This is a genomic window from Morganella sp. GD04133 (genome assembly GCF_029835375.1).
GTDB lineage: Bacteria > Pseudomonadota > Gammaproteobacteria > Enterobacterales > Enterobacteriaceae > Morganella > Morganella morganii_B.
The window spans coordinates 1-16825 of record NZ_JAODZS010000023.1 but is presented as its reverse complement, the minus strand read 5'-3'; the positions used below and the strand labels follow the sequence as shown (position 1 = coordinate 16825).

Here is a 16825-nt window from a genome sequence, read left to right as displayed (position 1 = left end):
TATGAGTGTCTATTTTATTGGTGTGGATGTCGGGAGCGGCAGCGCCCGGGCCGGGGTTTTTGATGCAGCCGGACGCAAGAAAGGCGAAGCAAAGCGGGATATCCGTCAGTTCAAACCACAGGCGGATTATGTGGAACAATCCTCTGATGATATCTGGCGCAGTGTGTGTCTCGCGGTAAAAGATGCCGTGGCACAGGCACGTATCGACCCGATTCAGGTCAAAGGTCTCGGTTTTGACGCCACCTGCTCCCTGGTGGTGCTGGATAAACAGGGTCAGCCGCTGACGGTCAGCCCGACCGGCCGCAGCGAGCAGAACATTATTATGTGGATGGATCACCGGGCTATCAGCCAGGCGCAGCGGATCAATGACACCAAACATCCGGTGCTGGCGTATGTCGGTAACCGCATCTCGCCGGAGATGGAAACGCCGAAACTGTTATGGCTGAAGCAGAACATGCCGACCACCTGGGCGAAAGCGGGCTATTTCTTTGATCTGCCGGATTTTCTGACCTGGAAAGCAACCTATACCAACAGCCGGTCACTCTGCTCCACCGTGTGTAAATGGACCTATCTCGGCCATGAAGATCGCTGGGACACCCACTTCTTCCGCCAGATTGGCCTGGACGATTTGCTGGAAAACGATGCGCAGATTATCGGCCGTGAAATCCGTCCGATGGGTGAACCGGTCGGTAACGGCCTGACACCGAATGCAGCGGCAGATCTGGGGCTGATCCCGGGCACGCCGGTTGCCACCTCGATTATTGATGCCCATGCCGGCGGGATCGGCGTGCTGGGTGCTGCGGATGCTACCGGCGCACAACCGGACTTCAACACCCGGCTGGCGCTGATCGGCGGTACCTCATCCTGTCATATGGCGGTATCCAAAAATGCCCGGTTTATCGACGGGATCTGGGGTGCCTATTACAGCGCCATGATTCCGGGTTACTGGCTCAATGAAGGCGGACAATCCGCAACCGGCGCGCTGATCGACCATATGATCACGTCACACCCGCAGTACAATGACGCGAAAAAGCTGGCTGAACAGAACCAACAGACGGTGTATCAGCTCCTCAACGACCGTCTTCTGTCGCTGGCGGGTTCAAAACAGGATATCGCCCTGCTGACACGGCATATCCATGTGCTGCCGTATTTCCACGGCAACCGCTCGCCGCGGGCGAACCCGAATCTGCGCGGTGTGGTGACCGGTCTGCGTATGACCCAGACCCTTGATGATCTCGCGCTGATTTATCTGGCGACCATTCAGGCGATTGCGCTGGGCACCCGACATATCATTGAAGAAATGAATAAAGCCGGATATGCCATTGATACCATCATGGGTTGCGGCGGCGGCACCAAAAACCCGATCTTTATTCAGGAACACGCCAACGCCACCGGCTGCGCCATGCTGCTGCCGGAAGAGAGCGAAGCGGTTCTGCTCGGTTCTGCCATGCTCGGCTCGGTAGCGGCGGGCTTCTATGCCTCGATTCCGGAAGCGATGCAGGCCATGAGCCGGATCAGCAAAACCGTGACCCCGCAAACGGAGAGTATCAAACAGTTTTATGATGCCAAATACCGCGTATTCCATCAGCTGTATCATGATGATCAACGTTACCGGCAACTGATGTCAGAAGTATAATATGCTGGTTTTATCCGCAGAGGCGCGTTTTTTAACGCGCCTTTTTCTTTGCCTCTGATTTGACTCTCATCACAAAATCGCTGCGCAATCCTGTTGCTTATAACCTGCCTGACCGCACAATTCTGTTGCGTTTCGTGATAACCCTCACAGTTTACAGGGGTAACGCGTGTGTCACCTTCAGGGTTTCCATCGGTACTTCCGTCTTAACGCTTTGAATACTGGGTATTTGTGTCAGGTGATCGGCATGGAAGCGCCGGTATGAGGTCAGGTCTTTGGTCACAATGCGGATCATGGCGTCACATTCACCGGCCATCAGGTGACACTCAACAATCTCCGGCATTTCATTAATGGCGGCGACAAAATCATTGATAGTCTGTGCGTCCTGCCCCTTAAACCAGATACGGGCATAGAGCATCAGCCCCGCGCCTATCTTGCTGCCGTCCAGAATCGCCGCATAGCGCCTGATAACGCCAGTTTCCTCCAGCCGCCGTACCCGTCTCAGGCAGGGTGACGGCGAGAGCCCCACTTCGCGGGCCAGCTCCACATTCTGCATTCTGCCGTTACGTTGCAGCTGGTCCAGGATCCGCCGATCCATCTTATCCAGTTCAATTGACATTAAAATCACCACCTGACAGTTTCAGCGCAATAATATTGCTAAGAATAGTTTTTTCGGGTCAATTTAACAACCTAATTTCCCGCGAAGCCCCGTATAATTTGCATAACAAATCAGGACGTCACAATTCTGAATTAAATTCTTAATATTCAACAAATTGTGAATTATTCATCTATTTTTTAACTTGGGGTGTCGTATGGTCATAAATACATTGATGGTGTTTGGCGCAACCGTGTTACCCATTGTATTTGCTCCCGGACCCGATATTTTATTCGTTTCATCACAAGGTCTCGCCAGCGGTTCCCGCGCGGCACTGAAAGCCAACATGGGTGTGCTGCTGGGTTACGGTATGCATTCCATTCTGGCGGCATTCGGGCTGGCAGCTGTGGTGGTGGCATCCCCGGTTCTGTTTAACGGCATGCGCTGGTTCGGCGTGGCCTATATTGCTTACCTGGCTGTCCGTATGGTGATGTCCGCCATGCACAAGAGCGAAATGCCGCCGATGCAGCCGGCAGCAAAATCGGTTATTACCAAAGGCTTTTTTACCAGTTTTCTGAATCCGAAAGGCTTGCTGGTCTACTTTGCTATCCTGCCGAACTTTATTTCCGGCAGTGAAAGTGTCGCGATGCAGTCCCTGCTGTTATCCGGGGTGTATATCGCCAGCTGCGCCATTGTTTACAGCGGTGTGGCACTGATTTTCGGTCAGATGAGCAAAGGGGAATACAACGACAAACGCCGCCGTCTCGGTGAAGGTGTTGCCGGGGGATTACTGGCTACTGCGGCAATGAGCCTGGCGTTCAGTTAATCTGCTTCCTTTTTCCGGCAAAACGGGCACTGAGAAGTGCCCGTTTCTAATATCCGCCGGTTGTCTCTTCAAGCAGATCGTTGTGATAATCGGACAAGACCTTGAGAACAAACGCCGCGGTATCCCGTTCCGCTTCTCCGGTGGCTGCCAGTATGGTCAGCTTGACCAGCTCCATAGAGACATTAAGTTCAACACCATTCAGTATCAGAAATACACTGGCTGCCTGGAAAGCTGTTCTTTTGTTTGCATCATTAAAAGCATGCGCTTTGGCAATGGAAATCAGGTACATGGCTGAGAACTTAAAAATATCCTCACACTCTTCATAATCCCGCAATGCCTCAATACGGGATAATGCCCCTTCCAGTTTGCTGATATCCGGTTTACCGCTGTTGGGCAGCGTTGAACGTTGTATTTCAACCACTTCATCAACTGTCAGAAATCGGATAGTCATTATTTGTCTTCCAGCGCTCTGATGATGTCAGCGTGTTTGGTTTTCGTTCTTGCCAGTGCTTTCTGGAAATCGGTCAGATTTTTACCGGCAATATCCGAAAGCTGCCCGGTAATACGCAGCATCTCTTTCACTGCATCTGAATTCACCGCAGCTTCAAGCTGAGCCGATGCTTTACGCACCGTTTCGATAAAATCCGGAGAAGGCAGAACAGCCGTTACCGCTTCCTCCGTTTGCCGGCGCTGATTTATCATATCCGCCGGAAACAGCATCTCCGGTTTACCGGCAACATACTCAGCCGCCGGTTCCTCTGCTCTGCATGATGACAAAACAGTACCGGAAATCACTACATCCGGCTTTCCGCGCTGGGTAATTGTCACATTCTCACCATTTCTGAGGCTATCCAGGATAGCGGAAAGCTCCGTTCTCATCATGGTATAGGATACATTTTTCATCACCATAACCTGTACATGTACACAATTATGTTCAGATAATAGCCCGGATCCTGAGCTATGGCAATGTATACCAGATGTTCAAATCACCCCTGTGTTTTCTTCAGCACATGACACAACTGCCCCAGCACTTTCATGGCGTTATCCAGCCGGTCATTCCATTCAAATGAGCAGTTCAGGCGGAAGGCATGATTAAACTGATCGCTGGTGGAAAACATGGAGCCGGGTGCAATGCTGATCTGTTCATTGAGTGCCATGCGATACAGTTTGACCGCATCAAACGGTGGTTCAAATTCCAGCCAGAGGAAATAGCCGCCCTGCGGGCAGTTTACCTTCACGTCTGACGGGAAATATTCGCTGATGGCATACAGCATCCGGTGCTGGCGCTGCTCCAGCTGCTGGCGCAGTTTTTTCAGATGTGCATCATAACCCCCCTGACCGAGGTATTCCGCAATCGCCTGTTGTGTCGGCATACTGGCGGATACGGTACTCATCATCTGTAACTGCTGGACTTTGCGGGCATGTTTTCCTGCCGCCACCCAACCGACCCGGAAGCCCGGCGCCAGACATTTGGAAAAGGAGGAGCAGTGGAAGAAATTGTTATCCTTGTCCAGGCTTTTCGCCGGTTGCGGAGCATTGCTGCCAAACCAGAGCTCACTGTAGACATCATCTTCAATCAGGGCGATTTCATGCTGTGTCAGGATCTCCACCAGCCGCCGCTTATTTTCCGGCGGCATGGTACCGCCGAGCGGGTTCTGGAAGTGCGTCATCAGCCAGCAGGCTTTGATATCATAACGTCCGGCCACCTCTTCCAGCGCATCAAGGTCGATCCCGGTTTGCGGATCAGTTTTGATCGCCACCGCTTTCAGGCGCAGACGCTCAATCGCCTGTAATGCACCGTAAAATGCCGGGGACTCAATCACCACCCAGTCCCCCGGTTCCGTGACCGCCTGCAGGCTCAGCGACAGGGATTCCATGGCTCCGGCGGTGATGACGATATCATCCGGCGAAACATGGATACCCTGTGCGGCATAGCGGCGGGAGATATTACGCCGCAGTTTTTCATTCCCCGGCGGCATATTGACCACGGCACTCTGTGGTGCGATACGCCGGGCCACTGCGCCCAGCGCTTTGGAGAGCTTCGGCTGCACCAGCAGCGAAGGATCGGGGAATGCCGACCCGAACGGAATAATAGCCGAGTCTTTGCAGGCCTGGAGTACATCAAACAGCGAGGCGTTGATCTCCACATTTTCACTCAGGTGCATCCCCAGGCCGCCTTTGGCCGGGGCAAACGCCGGAGCGCGTTTGGCAACAAAGTAACCGGACTGCGGACGGGCTACCACCCAACCCTGACTCTCCAGTAACTGGTATGACTGTACGACAGTCATCAGGCTCAGCCCCGACTGTTTTGCACTTTCCCGCAATGACGGCAGCCGGTCGCCAACCTGCCAGATATCATCTTCGATCTGCTGTTTTATCTGCTCTGCTAACTGTTCGTAGCGTGTCATGGAGTGCTCTCCGCAAAACTGTTATAGTCATTTCGTTATTAATTGTCACTATTATACTTTAGCAACTCATGGTGTACTGTGCCACACATTTCATCTGCGTAATTATTATTTGCATAGTTATAATAACGAGAGGTCACTATGTTTGGGTTAAGTGCCCTTGAGCTTGCGCGAATTCAGTTCGCCTTCACTGTGTCGTTTCATATCATTTTTCCTGCGATCACCATCGGTCTGGCGTCATTTCTGGCGGTGCTTGAGGGGATGTGGCTGAAAACCCGCAATGAGGATTACAAAAAGCTCTTTCATTTCTGGTCAGCCATCTTTGCCGTGAATTTCGGTATGGGGGTGGTTTCCGGTCTGGTGATGGCCTATCAGTTCGGCACCAACTGGAGTTTCTTTTCTGAGTTTGCGGGATCAATCACCGGTCCGCTGCTCACTTATGAAGTACTGACTGCTTTCTTCCTGGAAGCCGGTTTCCTCGGCGTGATGCTGTTCGGCTGGAACCGTGTCGGTGAAAAGCTGCACTATTTCGCCACCTGCATGGTTGCGCTCGGTACACTGATGTCCACTTTCTGGATCCTGGCGTCCAACAGCTGGATGCAGACCCCGCAGGGACATGAGGTGATCAACGGTGTTGTGGTGCCGGTGGACTGGTTCGCGGTGATTTTCAATCCGTCCTTCCCGTACCGCCTGCTGCACATGACAACCGCGGCATTTCTGGCATCCGCCTTTTTTATCGCTGCTTCTGCCGCCTGGCACCTGCTGCGCGGCAACAAATCCGGTGCCATGAAAAAGATGTTTTCCATGTCTTTGTGGCTGATTGTGGTACTCGCACCGCTCCAGGCACTGATTGGTGATGCACACGGGCTGAACACGCTGAAACATCAGCCGGTTAAGGTTGCGGCAATGGAAGGTCACTGGGAGAACAAACCCGGTGAGGCCACACCGCTGATCCTGTTTGGTATTCCGGATAATGCACAGGAAAAAACCCGCTATGCCGTGGAAATTCCCGGGCTGGCCAGTCTGATCCTGACACACAGCCTTGATAAACAGGTGCCTGCACTGACTGAATTCCCGCCGGAAGACAGGCCGGACAATGTGTTCGCCGTGTTCTGGTCATTCCGCGTGATGGCCGGCCTCGGCATGCTGATGCTCCTTGCCGCCGCGCTGAGTCTGTGGCTGCGCTACCGGGGGCGTTTATATGATTCCCGTCCTTTCCAGCGCTTTATGTTATGGATGGCACCGTCCGGGCTTATCGCGATTCTCGCGGGCTGGTTTGTGACTGAAATCGGCCGTCAGCCGTGGGTGGTTTACGGACTACAGCGCACAACGGATGCCGTTTCGGCACACGGTGAGATACATATGAGTATCAGCCTGCTGATCTTCTTTGCTGTTTATGGTTCTGTGTTTGGCATCGGCTACATCTATATGATGAAACTGATCCGCAAAGGTATCGCGCCGGAGGTGTCTCATGGGCATTGATTTACCCCTGATTTGGTTCGTCATTATTATATTCAGTACGCTGATGTATATCGTAATGGACGGCTTTGACCTCGGTATCGGCATCCTCTATCCCTTTGTGAAAAGCAATGCTGACCGTGATCTGATGATGAACAGTGTTGCGCCGGTCTGGGACGGTAACGAAACCTGGCTGGTGCTGGGCGGTGCCGCGCTATTCGGCGCTTTCCCGCTCGCTTATGCTGTGATTCTGGATGCGCTCGCCATTCCGCTGACACTGATGCTGGTGGCGTTAATCTTCCGTGGCGTGGCTTTTGAGTTCCGCTTTAAAGCGGATGAACATCACCGTTATTTCTGGGATCGCGCGTTTCTGATCAGCTCTGTTATCGCCACCTTTGTGCAGGGTGTGGTCGTTGGCAGCGTAATTGAAGGTTTTCCGGTCGCAAACCGCACCTTTACCGGCGGTGCCTTTGACTGGCTCGCGCCGTTCCCGCTGTTCTGCGGTTTCGGTCTGGTGATCGCCTATGCCCTGCTCGGCTGCGGCTGGCTGGTGATGAAAACAGAAGGTCACTTGCAACAGCAGATGTATAAGGTGCTGAAACCACTGACCCTGGTGATGCTGGCGGTGCTGGCCGTGATCAGCCTGTGGACACCGCTGGCGCATGACGCCATTGCGGCACGCTGGTTCAGTTTCCCGAACATTCTGTTCTTCCTGCCGGTGCCACTGCTGGTGCTTGTCTGTGTCGCTGGGCTGTTCCGCAGTGTCAGCCGTCATCTGCACTATACGCCGTTTTTTGCGGCACTGGGTCTGGTTTTTCTGGGCTTCACCGGGCTCGGTATCAGTATCTGGCCGATGATCATTCCGCCGGTGATTGATTATGAGATGGCCGCCGCCCCCGGTGAAAGCCTGAGCTTTATGCTGGTCGGTGCTTTATTCATCATACCTGTGATTCTGGTATATACCTGGTGGAGTTATTATGTCTTCAGAGGAAAAATCACCCATGACCAGGGCTACCACTGATCCTGCCGCAGCGGCACCCTGGTGGAAAAAAGCCGCCTGGATGGTCGCTATCTGGGCAGGCAGTGTGCTGGCACTGTTTGCCGTCTCATCACTTTTCCGCTTATTAATGACGGCGGCGGGAATGAAAGTAAGATAGTCGTCATGTCTCATCAGTAAGTACCTCATCAGTACATCATGCACTGTCTGAACAGCTGCATTGCCCGGCACACCGTACCCCCATACGGTGTGCTTTTTTAAATAATTTTATTGATAATGATTACCATTCTTCTGAATTCCTGATACACTCCGCGAAATAGATATAACTAAACTGATAACAATAGAACGGAGAATTGCGCATGAGCCGGGAAAAAAATATCTACCGCCCTGCACCGCCGCATCTGATTCAGGTGAAATCCTTTACCGACGTTACCCCCAATCTGCGCCGCATCACCTTTACGGCAGAGTCGCTGGATACCTATCCGGCAGATTGCGAAGGTGGTCACCTGAAGCTGTTTATTGCCAAAGATGCACCGAATCCGCCTGCTCTGCCGGTACTGTCCGATAAAGGACCGGTCTGGCCGGAAGATAAGCCGCGTCCGATCGCCCGTACCTATACTGTGCGTGCGATCCGCCCTGAACGGAAAGAAATCGATATTGAATTCGCCATGCATGATGATGCCGGTCCGGCGGTGGATTTCGCCAAAAATGCCAAACCGGGTGATTATATCGGTATTACTAATCCCGGCGGGCCGGATCCGCTGCTGCCGGTGGCGAAACACTACTATATGGCTGCCGATTTAACAGCACTTCCCGCTGTTGCCGCACTGCTGGAAAAAATGCCCGCAGAGGCGCAGGGCAATGTGGTGATCCGCATCGACCACGCGGATGATCAGCAGATGCTGAACAAACCGGCGGGCATCACCCTGCACTGGGTGACCGGCGGTACAGAGAAAACAGGTGAGGTCACCGCGCTGTTTAAAAGCTGGCCGGTCGCCGATGTGACAGAATGTACATTCTGGATTGCCGGCGAGGACGCAATGGTCAGGGATCTGCGCCGCTATGTGCGCCGTGAGCTGAACGGGGAACACAGCCAGATGTATGCGATCCCGTACTGGCGTTTCGGTTACGATGAGGAAGGTTATCACCGCCTGCGCCATGATGTGATGGATGCTGACGACTGATAATAAACCGGCTGCGGCGGTGTTTGCCGCCGCAGCCACGATACTCAGTTATAAGCCTGCAATGCCCGCAGACAAAGTGATGAACGCACACAGTCATCCTGTGTGAAGGACACCACCGACACCATATCGTCATCCCGGAAACGGCGCAGTACATCGGCCAGCCCTGACGGGACATTACCCGGTAAATCACACTGACTGACATCCCCGTTGACGATCACGGTCACATTCTCCCCCATCCTGGTCAGGAACATTTTCATTTGTGTGACAGTCACGTTCTGTGCCTCATCGAGGATCACCACCGCGTTCTCAAAGGTTCGTCCGCGCATATAAGCAAACGGCGCGATTTCCACCTTACCTATCTCCGGACGCAGACAATACTGTAAAAATGAAGCCCCCATACGCTTCACCAGAACGTCATACACCGGCCGGAAATAGGGCGCAAATTTTTCACTGATATCCCCGGGCAGAAAGCCCAGATCCTCTTCCGCCTGTAATACCGGACGGGTGACAATAATCCGCTCGATTTCCTTATTGATCAACGCATCTGCCGCCAGTGCGGTACTGATAAAGGTTTTTCCGCATCCGGCCTCGCCGTTGGCAATAATCAGCTGTTTATGCGCTATCGACCTGATGTATTTATCCTGTGCATCATTTCGCGGTAAAACAGCACTGTTGTCGCGTTTTTCCCGCGCCATGCCGATAGTTTCCACCCCGCCTGCCGGGATAAACACCGCCACATTATCATCGTTAAAACGTGCCCTGCGCGACTCTTTCCGGCTCATGCGTTTTGCCTCTTTGCGTGCTCTGACTACCGCTTTTTGTCTGCCCATAATCTTAATCCTGTTGATTTCTGACGACGGAATAACTGAAACAGTGAGTTGGCAACCGGCGGCTCCCTTCAAGCCATGAGTGAACATTCAGATAAAAAAAAGCCGGTGATAAATCCGCCCTGTTGTTCAGGGGATTTATCACCGGCCGGGACTGTCGTTCGTCTGTATGTCGCATTCGTTATCCTCAGATGACAAACTAAAGCGAACACTAAACTGACTTTGTGACAGTATAATGACAATACTTTCTTTTCAGCAATTAAAATCGGCGGATATTTAACATTTTTGCCACATTTCTGTTATCCGCCGCACATCAGCGCGCTTTGCAGTTCTTCGCCATGCTGTAGCCTGCGGCCTGTGCAGAAGAAGCATCCGCGAACATCTCAACATTTTTACTGCTGATCCGGTTATAACCCGGGCAATCCGGAAAGTGGTATATTTTACTGTTGCGGTTACCACGGATACGCTGATCCGTTGCTTTTTTTTCTGCTTTCGGCGGCACATTCACCGGAGTCACCGGCGCGGACGGCAGACGGGTAAAAATACCGTCAGCACTGTTGATATGCCCCGACTCCCAGCGGCGTTCACCGGTCACAAACGGATTTGACTGCCCGGTCACCGCCCGGATACGGCGATCCCGTTCCCGCTCGGCGGCAGACGGCGGAAATTCGCTGTCCCACACCATCAGTAATTTTTGCTGCTGCTCTGACATCGCCAGATCATAGCGGTCATGCATATAAAACCAGACCCGCGCCACTTCCCCTTTGACTTCATCCCGCGGCTCGAAAACCCTCTGTTTGAAATCCACCCGGCTGGTGCACTGCCCGTAGCTTTGTGAACCCGCACCACGTGCGATCCCGTAGCGGAAATTACTGCGATCGCCATTGACTTCACCAACAGACGGCGCGAGATTGTGGAGGTCAGCTTCCATCACACGGAATACCGGATCCTCACCGACACAGTTTTTGCGCCCGCCGTTCTGCCAGCACTGACGCTGGTGTCCGAACACCCAGGCGGGGACGATATGCTCCCACTCAATCCGCTCTGCGCGGGTCACCTGAGAGCGTACACGATAACCGCAGCTGTTCAGATCAATCCGGCCGCCGGATTTCCCGGTCCACTCCCACTGACAACCGCAATACAGTGTCCCTTCCCCTTGCGGGTTTCGGTTCTGGTCGTAATAGATTTTTTCACGGGCAACAATTTTTGCTTCGTCGAACCGTTCCGGTGCAGCTGCAAATGCAGCGGACGAAATAATACAAAATAAAAATAATGAAAAACGAAATGATTGAAAAATGCGCATATAAATCATAAACCAACAGAATGCCAGAGGGGGGCAATTATGCCACGCCATGCGGGAATTATCGCCTCAGATTTTTTATTCATCAGCCAATCCGCCGGATAAGACAATTTCCGGGCGTTTTTTTACAGAATGATTTAAATCTGAAACTTTATACTCTGCTGACATTAATCATAAATCCGGAGAATAATCATGCATCCGCTGGTCGATGAAATGATAGATGAGCTAGTCGGCACGGCCTGTGCCTATGATGACGATGAGGTTGATGTCCGTGTGCAGGAGAGCAGTAACCGGGTGCAGATTCAGATTAGTGTGACCGATAAACCGGTCATGGATATTATCCTGAACCTGACCCGTATCAGTTAAACGCGCGGACGTTTGCGGTACAGCCACAAACCGGGAACAGACAGCCCGATAGACAATGCGCCGACCACAAAAGCCGCGCGCAGGAAATTGCTTACCAGCATCTCCAGCAGTTGCGGGGTAAAACCGGACTGTGACAGTTTAATCACTGCCAGCATTGCCATATAGGCATTAATACCGGGAAACATCGGGATAATGGCGGCGACGGTAAAGACTTTCGGGTGTGCCAGCCACCAGCGGGACCACTGAATACCGATGATCCCCACCAGCACCGATGCCCAGAATGTGGAAGCAACGATGTCAAAACCGGCGGCAATCAGCATAAACCGGCTGCCGTGACCTATCGCCCCCAGCAGCGCACAGTATTTCAGTGCCCGCTTCGGCACGTTAAATACCATGGCAAACCCGGCCGCCGGAATAGCTGCCAGCAGCATGTCCTGTGCCAGTGCGGCCAGAAAAGAGAGTGCCGTCATCATATCCAGTCCCTCAGGCTGCCGAGTGTGATCGCGGTAAAGATACCGATACAGGTTGCCAGGGTGAGCAGGCTTGCCATCGCCCAGCGGGCCAGGCCGGTGTTAACATGCCCTTTGAACATGTCCGCGACTGCGTTGATCAGCGGAAACCCCGGCACCAGCAGCAGCACACTCGCCGCCATGGCAATACCGGACGTTGCCGAAAACAGCGGAATTTTCAGCATCATTCCCGCCACCATTGTGGCAACAAACGCCGTAAAACAGAAATTAATCAGCGGGTTCATATGCCGGGCGGTCAGCACCTGGCGGACGTACATCGCACAGCCGCTGGCGGCAAAGGTAATCACCGCCCCGTCCCAGCCGCCGTTATTCAGTTTGCAGAAACAGGCGCAGGACAGCGCCACCATCAGCACCATCACCCAGCGCGGATAGCGCAGCGGTTTCATATGGGCGAATTTTTTCTGCACCCCTTTGCAGTCAAGATGTCCGTGCTCCGCGAGGATCACCACATGCTGCACTTCTGTGACGATATGCATATTAATACCGCGGTCAATCACTTTGCGGGTGGATGTCAGACAGTGTCCGTCAATAATCGTGGTGAGCACAATGGCATTCGCTGAAATGGCACAATCCACCTGGTCAGCCCCGAGCGCCTTTCCTGTCCGTCCCGCCAGCTCCTCCACCAGCATGCTTTCCGCGCCGTGCTGTAACAGCAGCAGCCCGCACTCAATACACAGACGGGTGATAGTCCGCTGCATATCCTGTGTAATCTCTTTCCCCTGTCCCATAGTTTTACCGTTAACCGTTGATGGTCCGACTTTCCCGCTATTCTAATTCTTTGTATTAACAACTCACTGGGTTTGATCAATAGTTTGATAATAAATAGTCTGACTATGCGTAATTGCAGTATGTCAGGGAAACACCCTATTGAGCAATACGGCGCAGCGTGGTTAAATCAGGACTTGTCACTATCACCGGAGCCTTTATCTGTTATGTCACCCACCCCGTCACCATTAACCCCGAAAGGGCAGCGCCGCCGTGATGCCATTCTTACCGCCGCTGCGGATGTTTTTATCTGTCATGGTTACGAAGGTACAACTCTGGATAGGATTATTGAACAATCCGGCGGGTCACGATCCACGCTGTATACCTCTTTCGGCGGAAAAGAAGCGTTGTTTCTGGCCGTTATTGACCATCTGATCAGCGGAATTTTTGAGGATAATGAAGAGGAAAAACCGGAAGCCGCACCCGATGCAGAAACGCTGTTATATACCAGCGGCAGACGTTACCTGTACAGCATCGTTCACCCGCAGTCACTCGGCTTATATCAGCTGATTCTGGCGGAATCACAGCGCTTCCCGCAAATCAGTGAACAATTTTACCGCGCCGGTCCGCTGCGCGCCGCACAACAACTGGCAACCGGACTGAAAGCACTGCCCGGCATCACTGCGTCTGAGGAAACATTACTGGCCGTGGCTGCCCGTTTTCTGGAAATGCTGAAAGCCGACCTTTATCTGCCGGTTTTCAGTCAGCGCCATGACAAGCCCACGGCGGAATTTATTGAAAAACAGCTGCCGTTATCCGTGGAGATAACCGCCTGTTACCTCCGCCACTCATTAACATCCCAATGAGCCGCGGTTACCATTAACCGCTGCCTTCAGGCGGTCACCTCTGCCGCCTTTACCCGCGCCGCTGCCATGTCATCAGCAACAAATACCGGCACACCGTAGACCGCAGCGGCCATCGGCGCGAATTTCTCCAGCTGTTCTTTATCCCCGGTTTCCTGATTAACGGTCAGGATCATCATACTGCAGTATGCCGTCATTTTTTCTTTTCCGGTTTTCAGCCAGCGACGGACATACTTACGCGCATCCATATCTTCCTGTGTATCCGGTTTTTCCGGTCCTTCTTTCGGCGGATAAATTAATGCGAAGGGTGTCTGCTTATCCAGCAGTGCATCCAGCTCATTCACCCACTGTTCTGTTTGTGCCCTATTTTCCGGGAATGACTGCATAATCACCACCGGGAAAGCACTGGTATCCATATGAACAACATTAACGGCTGACATAATGACTCCTTATTTTTTGTATTCTTTGGTACATTATGATGCCGTCAAAAACCTGTCAACAAATAAGAATGCGTTTCAATTGCATCCGCACAAATTGTTCATTGCCTGCTCTCTGTGCCGGATTGCGTTATTCTTATGCGAAAAGTAAGTAGTTCTTCTGATATTCATCTTATTCTTATATATATTCCATGATATTTCAGGGCATATTGATTAATTATTTATATCCGTTCCTGCCTACAACATAAGGTTTATAATGAAAAAGCTGACACTAATTACACTGGGATGCCTGTTCTCTGTTGCTGCCAACGCCAGCAAAGTCTGTGATGAATATTTCACTGAAATCGACGAAATGGTCAAAGTGGCAGAGCAGGAAGCCAAAGGTGATGCTGATGCAACTGCACAGATCACGGCCATGAAACAGCAGCTGGAAACCGCAAAAACACAGATTAAATCTGTACCGGAAGAGACTCAGGACATGGCGTGTCAGCAGGGCCTTGATGCACTGAAGGAATTCAAAGCATCGATGGCAAAACAGTAATTCTGTTTTCATAAAAAAGGTCCGCGAACGCGGACCTTTTCGTTTTTATCGTTATATTCAGCGGACAACCAGCACGGAAACCTGTGCATGTGCCACAATCCCGGAGGCGGTTGACCCCAGCAGATGGGTTGAGATACCCGGCAGGCGCGAACCGACAACAATCAAATCAGCATGGATCTCTTTTGCTTTTGCCAGCACTTTGTCTCTCGGTGTGCCGTAATCCACAAAATAACTGACCTGCTCCGCCGGTAAATCCACTTTCTCCGCAATCGCTTTTAACTCGTCTTTTGAGCGGGCAATAGCTTTTTCCGCAAATGAATTCAGTAACTCATAGTGGTAGTTATAGCTTATTGAGAATTTTGAAATATCCGGTACAGAGTGAAACAACATCAGTTTCGCCTGTGACATCTTCGCCAGATAAATCGCGTGTTTCAGGGCATTACTCGTCAATACATCTTCTGTCACATCAATAGGAACTAATATCGTTTTATACATACCATCCCTCATTGTCAGTTCACTGTGTATTTGATTTAAGTATAGGCAATAAACCGGGAAGCACCGTGCCGGGAAACAGCCGGTGACACCGTATGTCACCGGAAAAATATCAGAGACGTGCAAAACTCAGCGGACAACCATCACCGAGACCGGTGCATAACGGACAACACCACCGGCGGTCGAGCCCAGCAGATGGGTGGAGATATTCGGACGGCGGGAACCGATAACGATAATATCGGCTTTAACCTCTTCCGCCGCCTGGATAATTTCATCACGCGGGGAACCGAAGGTAATCGTATAAGCAAGGCGCTCCGGCGGCAGATCAATAGAATCCATCAGCATATGGATGTCTTCTTCCGCCTTAATGGTCGCTTTATCTTTTATTTCCATATAACCCAGCGCATATGCATTAATAATCGCGGATGAGATCGGCAGGACATGGACAATATGCAGCTCAGCCCCTGTTTCTTTCGCCAGATAAAGCGCATGGCGGACTGCCTTGCTGGTCAGTTCTTCTTCTGAAATATCGATAGGAACCAAAATTGTATTATACATACTGCCTCCTTGAATAAATCATGCGGGATGTTGTCACTATATTAAACAGTGCGGAAAATATCTGTGAGATTGATACCGTTAACTCTTATTACCTGTGGTTTCTGTTATCAGACGGTTACGGATTAACCGCACATAATCAATAATTTCATGAGCGGTTAATCCGGCAGGACCAATACCGGCGGCCACACATTCATCTGCCGCCGCGCCGTGCAGCCAGACACCACCGCAAACCGCTTCCTGTACCGGCAGCCGCTGCGCCAGCAAACTGCCTATAATACCGGATAACACATCCCCGCTACCGGCAGTGGCCAGTCCGCGGTTGCCGCTGTGATTACACCATAATTCACCGTCCGGTGAGGCAATCAGGCTGCGGTGCCCTTTCAGCACCGCCCAGCAGTGATACTGGACGGCCAGCGCCAGTGCCGCCGCAGGGCGATCCGCCTGAATATCCGCCACGGTGGTATGCAGCAGACGGGCGGCTTCCTGCGGATGCGGGGTTATCACACATTTATCATCCAGTGCGATGCCCGGTGTGGCGGCCAGAATATTCAGTGCATCCGCATCCAGCACCTGCGGTTTACCGGTTTGCATAAACGCCGCTTCCGCAAGGGCACGGCTCTCTGTATTCTGCCCCAGTCCGGGGCCGGTAACCTGTGCGGTCAGTGCCGGATCATCCGCGAGCGCGCGGGCAGTACGCAGCATCAGCTCCGGTGCATTCTCAACAAACGGTACCGGCAACTGCGGCTGATTAAACCCCAGGATCACTTTTCCGCACCCGGTTTTCAGTGCGGCGCATCCGGCCAGAATAACCGCGCCGGTCATACCGGCCGCGCCGCCGGTGATCCCGAGCGTACCGAATGTACCTTTATGGCTGTCTTCCGGGCCCGGCATTTTTAATACCGGGTAATCACGGGTTATGGCATTGATATCAATAATATTCATCTTATTATTTTGCCTTCTTCAGCGGAAAATGAATACACCCTGTTTATCAGCATAGCGGGAAACTAAAAAAGAAAGTAGAGCAGTAACGGGCAGATCTGGTATTCTTTGCGGCTGATATATCCGGGACTGATAAATATAACGGTTGAGGTTAACCATGAATCACGCA

At 52.1% G+C, this 16825-nt stretch carries 21 protein-coding genes; 9 read left to right on the top strand and 12 right to left on the bottom strand.

Features of this window, described 5'->3' with window-relative positions; all coding sequences use genetic code 11:
- Position 1: 1 nt before the first annotated feature.
- Complete coding sequence (locus tag N7387_RS12510; protein WP_262861214.1) at positions 2–1636, top strand: FGGY-family carbohydrate kinase; 1635 nt, start codon at positions 2–4, stop codon at positions 1634–1636.
- Positions 1637–1787: 151 nt separating this feature from the next.
- Here N7387_RS12510 and N7387_RS12505 read toward each other — a convergent pair whose 3' ends face one another.
- Positions 1788–2252, bottom strand: coding sequence for an Lrp/AsnC family transcriptional regulator (locus tag N7387_RS12505; RefSeq protein ID WP_004237343.1), 465 nt, complete (start codon positions 2250–2252; stop codon positions 1788–1790).
- A 193-nt stretch (positions 2253–2445) separates the two neighbouring features.
- On the opposite strand from N7387_RS12505, the gene N7387_RS12500 reads away from it, so the two are divergent.
- Positions 2446–3054 carry a LysE family translocator gene (locus tag N7387_RS12500; RefSeq protein ID WP_262882893.1) on the top strand — a complete coding sequence of 203 codons (609 nt, stop codon included), beginning with the start codon at positions 2446–2448 and terminating at the stop codon, positions 3052–3054.
- 46 nt (positions 3055–3100) lie between these two features.
- Here the strand turns inward: N7387_RS12500 and N7387_RS12495 are convergent, their stop codons facing one another.
- The 3 genes from N7387_RS12495 to N7387_RS12485 form a co-directional block, all read right to left on the bottom strand.
- Positions 3101–3505, bottom strand: a complete 405-nt coding sequence (locus N7387_RS12495) for a type II toxin-antitoxin system death-on-curing family toxin (protein WP_262861215.1) — start codon at positions 3503–3505, stop codon at positions 3101–3103.
- Positions 3505–3957 (bottom strand): type II toxin-antitoxin system prevent-host-death family antitoxin, encoded by a 453-nt coding sequence (locus N7387_RS12490; RefSeq protein WP_279799323.1) that lies wholly within the window; start codon positions 3955–3957, stop codon positions 3505–3507. The genes N7387_RS12495 and N7387_RS12490 overlap by 1 nt, the downstream gene beginning before the upstream one ends.
- A gap of 83 nt (positions 3958–4040) precedes the next feature.
- Positions 4041–5462: a PLP-dependent aminotransferase family protein gene (locus N7387_RS12485; RefSeq protein WP_279799322.1), complete on the bottom strand. Its 1422-nt coding sequence runs from the start codon at positions 5460–5462 to the stop codon at positions 4041–4043.
- Positions 5463–5600: 138 nt separating this feature from the next.
- On the opposite strand from N7387_RS12485, the gene N7387_RS12480 reads away from it, so the two are divergent.
- The 4 genes from N7387_RS12480 to N7387_RS12465 all read left to right on the top strand — a co-directional run bounded on the left by N7387_RS12480 (position 5601) and on the right by N7387_RS12465 (position 9098).
- Positions 5601–6941 carry a cytochrome ubiquinol oxidase subunit I gene (locus N7387_RS12480; RefSeq protein WP_279799319.1) on the top strand — a complete coding sequence of 447 codons (1341 nt, stop codon included), beginning with the start codon at positions 5601–5603 and terminating at the stop codon, positions 6939–6941.
- Positions 6931–7938 carry a cytochrome d ubiquinol oxidase subunit II gene (gene cydB, locus N7387_RS12475; protein ID WP_279799314.1) on the top strand — a complete coding sequence of 336 codons (1008 nt, stop codon included), beginning with the start codon at positions 6931–6933 and terminating at the stop codon, positions 7936–7938. Before N7387_RS12480 ends, cydB begins: the two co-directional genes overlap by 11 nt.
- The gene (locus N7387_RS12470) at positions 7919–8074 is read left to right on the top strand and encodes a DUF2474 domain-containing protein (RefSeq protein WP_108657184.1); all 156 of its coding nucleotides are present in this window, start codon (positions 7919–7921) and stop codon (positions 8072–8074) included. Before cydB ends, N7387_RS12470 begins: the two co-directional genes overlap by 20 nt.
- A 199-nt stretch (positions 8075–8273) precedes the next feature.
- Entirely contained in the window at positions 8274–9098 is an 825-nt protein-coding gene (locus tag N7387_RS12465; protein WP_279799312.1) for a siderophore-interacting protein, read from the top strand.
- 44 nt (positions 9099–9142) lie between these two features.
- Here N7387_RS12465 and phoH read toward each other — a convergent pair whose 3' ends face one another.
- Positions 9143–9928, bottom strand: coding sequence for a phosphate starvation-inducible protein PhoH (gene phoH / locus N7387_RS12460; protein WP_279799310.1), 786 nt, complete (start codon positions 9926–9928; stop codon positions 9143–9145).
- Positions 9929–10238: 310 nt separating this feature from the next.
- The gene (locus N7387_RS12455; protein WP_279799308.1) at positions 10239–11237 is read right to left on the bottom strand and encodes an endonuclease; all 999 of its coding nucleotides are present in this window, start codon (positions 11235–11237) and stop codon (positions 10239–10241) included.
- Between the two features lie 180 nt (positions 11238–11417).
- On the opposite strand from N7387_RS12455, the gene N7387_RS12450 reads away from it, so the two are divergent.
- A complete protein-coding gene (locus N7387_RS12450) occupies positions 11418–11591 on the top strand; it encodes a hypothetical protein (RefSeq protein ID WP_262861224.1) in 174 nt (57 codons plus the stop codon).
- On the opposite strand, the gene N7387_RS12445 is transcribed toward N7387_RS12450, so the two are convergent.
- Together N7387_RS12445 and N7387_RS12440 are read right to left on the bottom strand one after the other, a co-directional pair.
- On the bottom strand, positions 11588–12061 hold the full coding sequence (locus N7387_RS12445) for a threonine/serine exporter (protein ID WP_279799433.1): 474 nt from the start codon (positions 12059–12061) through the stop codon (positions 11588–11590). The two genes, N7387_RS12450 and N7387_RS12445, sit on opposite strands and share 4 nt — an antisense overlap.
- Complete coding sequence (locus N7387_RS12440; protein ID WP_279799306.1) at positions 12061–12849, bottom strand: threonine/serine exporter ThrE family protein; 789 nt, start codon at positions 12847–12849, stop codon at positions 12061–12063. Before N7387_RS12440 ends, N7387_RS12445 begins: the two co-directional genes overlap by 1 nt.
- Positions 12850–13053: 204 nt before the next feature.
- Here N7387_RS12440 and N7387_RS12435 point away from each other — a divergent pair, with 204 nt between their 5' ends.
- Positions 13054–13692, top strand: a complete 639-nt coding sequence (locus N7387_RS12435) for a TetR/AcrR family transcriptional regulator (RefSeq protein ID WP_025154140.1) — start codon at positions 13054–13056, stop codon at positions 13690–13692.
- Positions 13693–13718: 26 nt separating this feature from the next.
- Here the strand turns inward: N7387_RS12435 and N7387_RS12430 are convergent, their stop codons facing one another.
- Entirely contained in the window at positions 13719–14129 is a 411-nt protein-coding gene (locus N7387_RS12430; RefSeq protein WP_262883010.1) for a hypothetical protein, read from the bottom strand.
- Positions 14130–14382: 253 nt separating this feature from the next.
- Between N7387_RS12430 and N7387_RS12425 the strand changes: the two genes are divergently transcribed.
- The gene (locus N7387_RS12425; protein WP_279799302.1) at positions 14383–14667 is read left to right on the top strand and encodes a DUF5339 domain-containing protein; all 285 of its coding nucleotides are present in this window, start codon (positions 14383–14385) and stop codon (positions 14665–14667) included.
- A gap of 57 nt (positions 14668–14724) precedes the next feature.
- On the opposite strand, the gene N7387_RS12420 is transcribed toward N7387_RS12425, so the two are convergent.
- From N7387_RS12420 to N7387_RS12410, 3 genes are all read right to left on the bottom strand, one after another.
- The gene (locus N7387_RS12420; RefSeq protein ID WP_262883011.1) at positions 14725–15162 is read right to left on the bottom strand and encodes a universal stress protein; all 438 of its coding nucleotides are present in this window, start codon (positions 15160–15162) and stop codon (positions 14725–14727) included.
- A gap of 126 nt (positions 15163–15288) precedes the next feature.
- Positions 15289–15717 (bottom strand): universal stress protein, encoded by a 429-nt coding sequence (locus N7387_RS12415; RefSeq protein ID WP_279799298.1) that lies wholly within the window; start codon positions 15715–15717, stop codon positions 15289–15291.
- Positions 15718–15795: 78 nt separating this feature from the next.
- Positions 15796–16659 carry an NAD(P)H-hydrate dehydratase gene (locus N7387_RS12410; protein WP_279799295.1) on the bottom strand — a complete coding sequence of 288 codons (864 nt, stop codon included), beginning with the start codon at positions 16657–16659 and terminating at the stop codon, positions 15796–15798.
- Between the last annotated feature and the right edge of the window lie 166 nt (positions 16660–16825).

What these genes read in the sequence shown, in the direction of transcription:
- N7387_RS12445 (WP_279799433.1), bottom strand. Translation starts at nt 12,061, where the DNA reads ATGACGGCACTCTCTTTTCTGGCCGCACTGGCACAGGACATGCTGCTG.
- N7387_RS12425 (WP_279799302.1), top strand. Translation starts at nt 14,383, where the DNA reads ATGAAAAAGCTGACACTAATTACACTGGGATGCCTGTTCTCTGTTGCT.
- N7387_RS12435 (WP_025154140.1), top strand. Translation starts at nt 13,054, where the DNA reads ATGTCACCCACCCCGTCACCATTAACCCCGAAAGGGCAGCGCCGCCGT.
- N7387_RS12415 (WP_279799298.1), bottom strand. Translation starts at nt 15,717, where the DNA reads ATGTATAATACAATTTTGGTTCCTATCGATATTTCAGAAGAAGAACTG.
- N7387_RS12510 (WP_262861214.1), top strand. Translation starts at nt 2, where the DNA reads ATGAGTGTCTATTTTATTGGTGTGGATGTCGGGAGCGGCAGCGCCCGG.
- N7387_RS12495 (WP_262861215.1), bottom strand. Translation starts at nt 3,505, where the DNA reads ATGACTATCCGATTTCTGACAGTTGATGAAGTGGTTGAAATACAACGT.
- phoH (WP_279799310.1), bottom strand. Translation starts at nt 9,928, where the DNA reads ATGGGCAGACAAAAAGCGGTAGTCAGAGCACGCAAAGAGGCAAAACGC.
- N7387_RS12500 (WP_262882893.1), top strand. Translation starts at nt 2,446, where the DNA reads ATGGTCATAAATACATTGATGGTGTTTGGCGCAACCGTGTTACCCATT.
- N7387_RS12455 (WP_279799308.1), bottom strand. Translation starts at nt 11,237, where the DNA reads ATGATTTATATGCGCATTTTTCAATCATTTCGTTTTTCATTATTTTTA.
- N7387_RS12505 (WP_004237343.1), bottom strand. Translation starts at nt 2,252, where the DNA reads ATGTCAATTGAACTGGATAAGATGGATCGGCGGATCCTGGACCAGCTG.
- N7387_RS12470 (WP_108657184.1), top strand. Translation starts at nt 7,919, where the DNA reads ATGACCAGGGCTACCACTGATCCTGCCGCAGCGGCACCCTGGTGGAAA.
- N7387_RS12485 (WP_279799322.1), bottom strand. Translation starts at nt 5,462, where the DNA reads ATGACACGCTACGAACAGTTAGCAGAGCAGATAAAACAGCAGATCGAA.
- N7387_RS12450 (WP_262861224.1), top strand. Translation starts at nt 11,418, where the DNA reads ATGCATCCGCTGGTCGATGAAATGATAGATGAGCTAGTCGGCACGGCC.
- N7387_RS12440 (WP_279799306.1), bottom strand. Translation starts at nt 12,849, where the DNA reads ATGGGACAGGGGAAAGAGATTACACAGGATATGCAGCGGACTATCACC.
- N7387_RS12490 (WP_279799323.1), bottom strand. Translation starts at nt 3,957, where the DNA reads ATGAAAAATGTATCCTATACCATGATGAGAACGGAGCTTTCCGCTATC.
- cydB (WP_279799314.1), top strand. Translation starts at nt 6,931, where the DNA reads ATGGGCATTGATTTACCCCTGATTTGGTTCGTCATTATTATATTCAGT.
- N7387_RS12420 (WP_262883011.1), bottom strand. Translation starts at nt 15,162, where the DNA reads ATGTATAAAACGATATTAGTTCCTATTGATGTGACAGAAGATGTATTG.
- N7387_RS12465 (WP_279799312.1), top strand. Translation starts at nt 8,274, where the DNA reads ATGAGCCGGGAAAAAAATATCTACCGCCCTGCACCGCCGCATCTGATT.
- N7387_RS12430 (WP_262883010.1), bottom strand. Translation starts at nt 14,129, where the DNA reads ATGTCAGCCGTTAATGTTGTTCATATGGATACCAGTGCTTTCCCGGTG.
- N7387_RS12480 (WP_279799319.1), top strand. Translation starts at nt 5,601, where the DNA reads ATGTTTGGGTTAAGTGCCCTTGAGCTTGCGCGAATTCAGTTCGCCTTC.
- N7387_RS12410 (WP_279799295.1), bottom strand. Translation starts at nt 16,659, where the DNA reads ATGAATATTATTGATATCAATGCCATAACCCGTGATTACCCGGTATTA.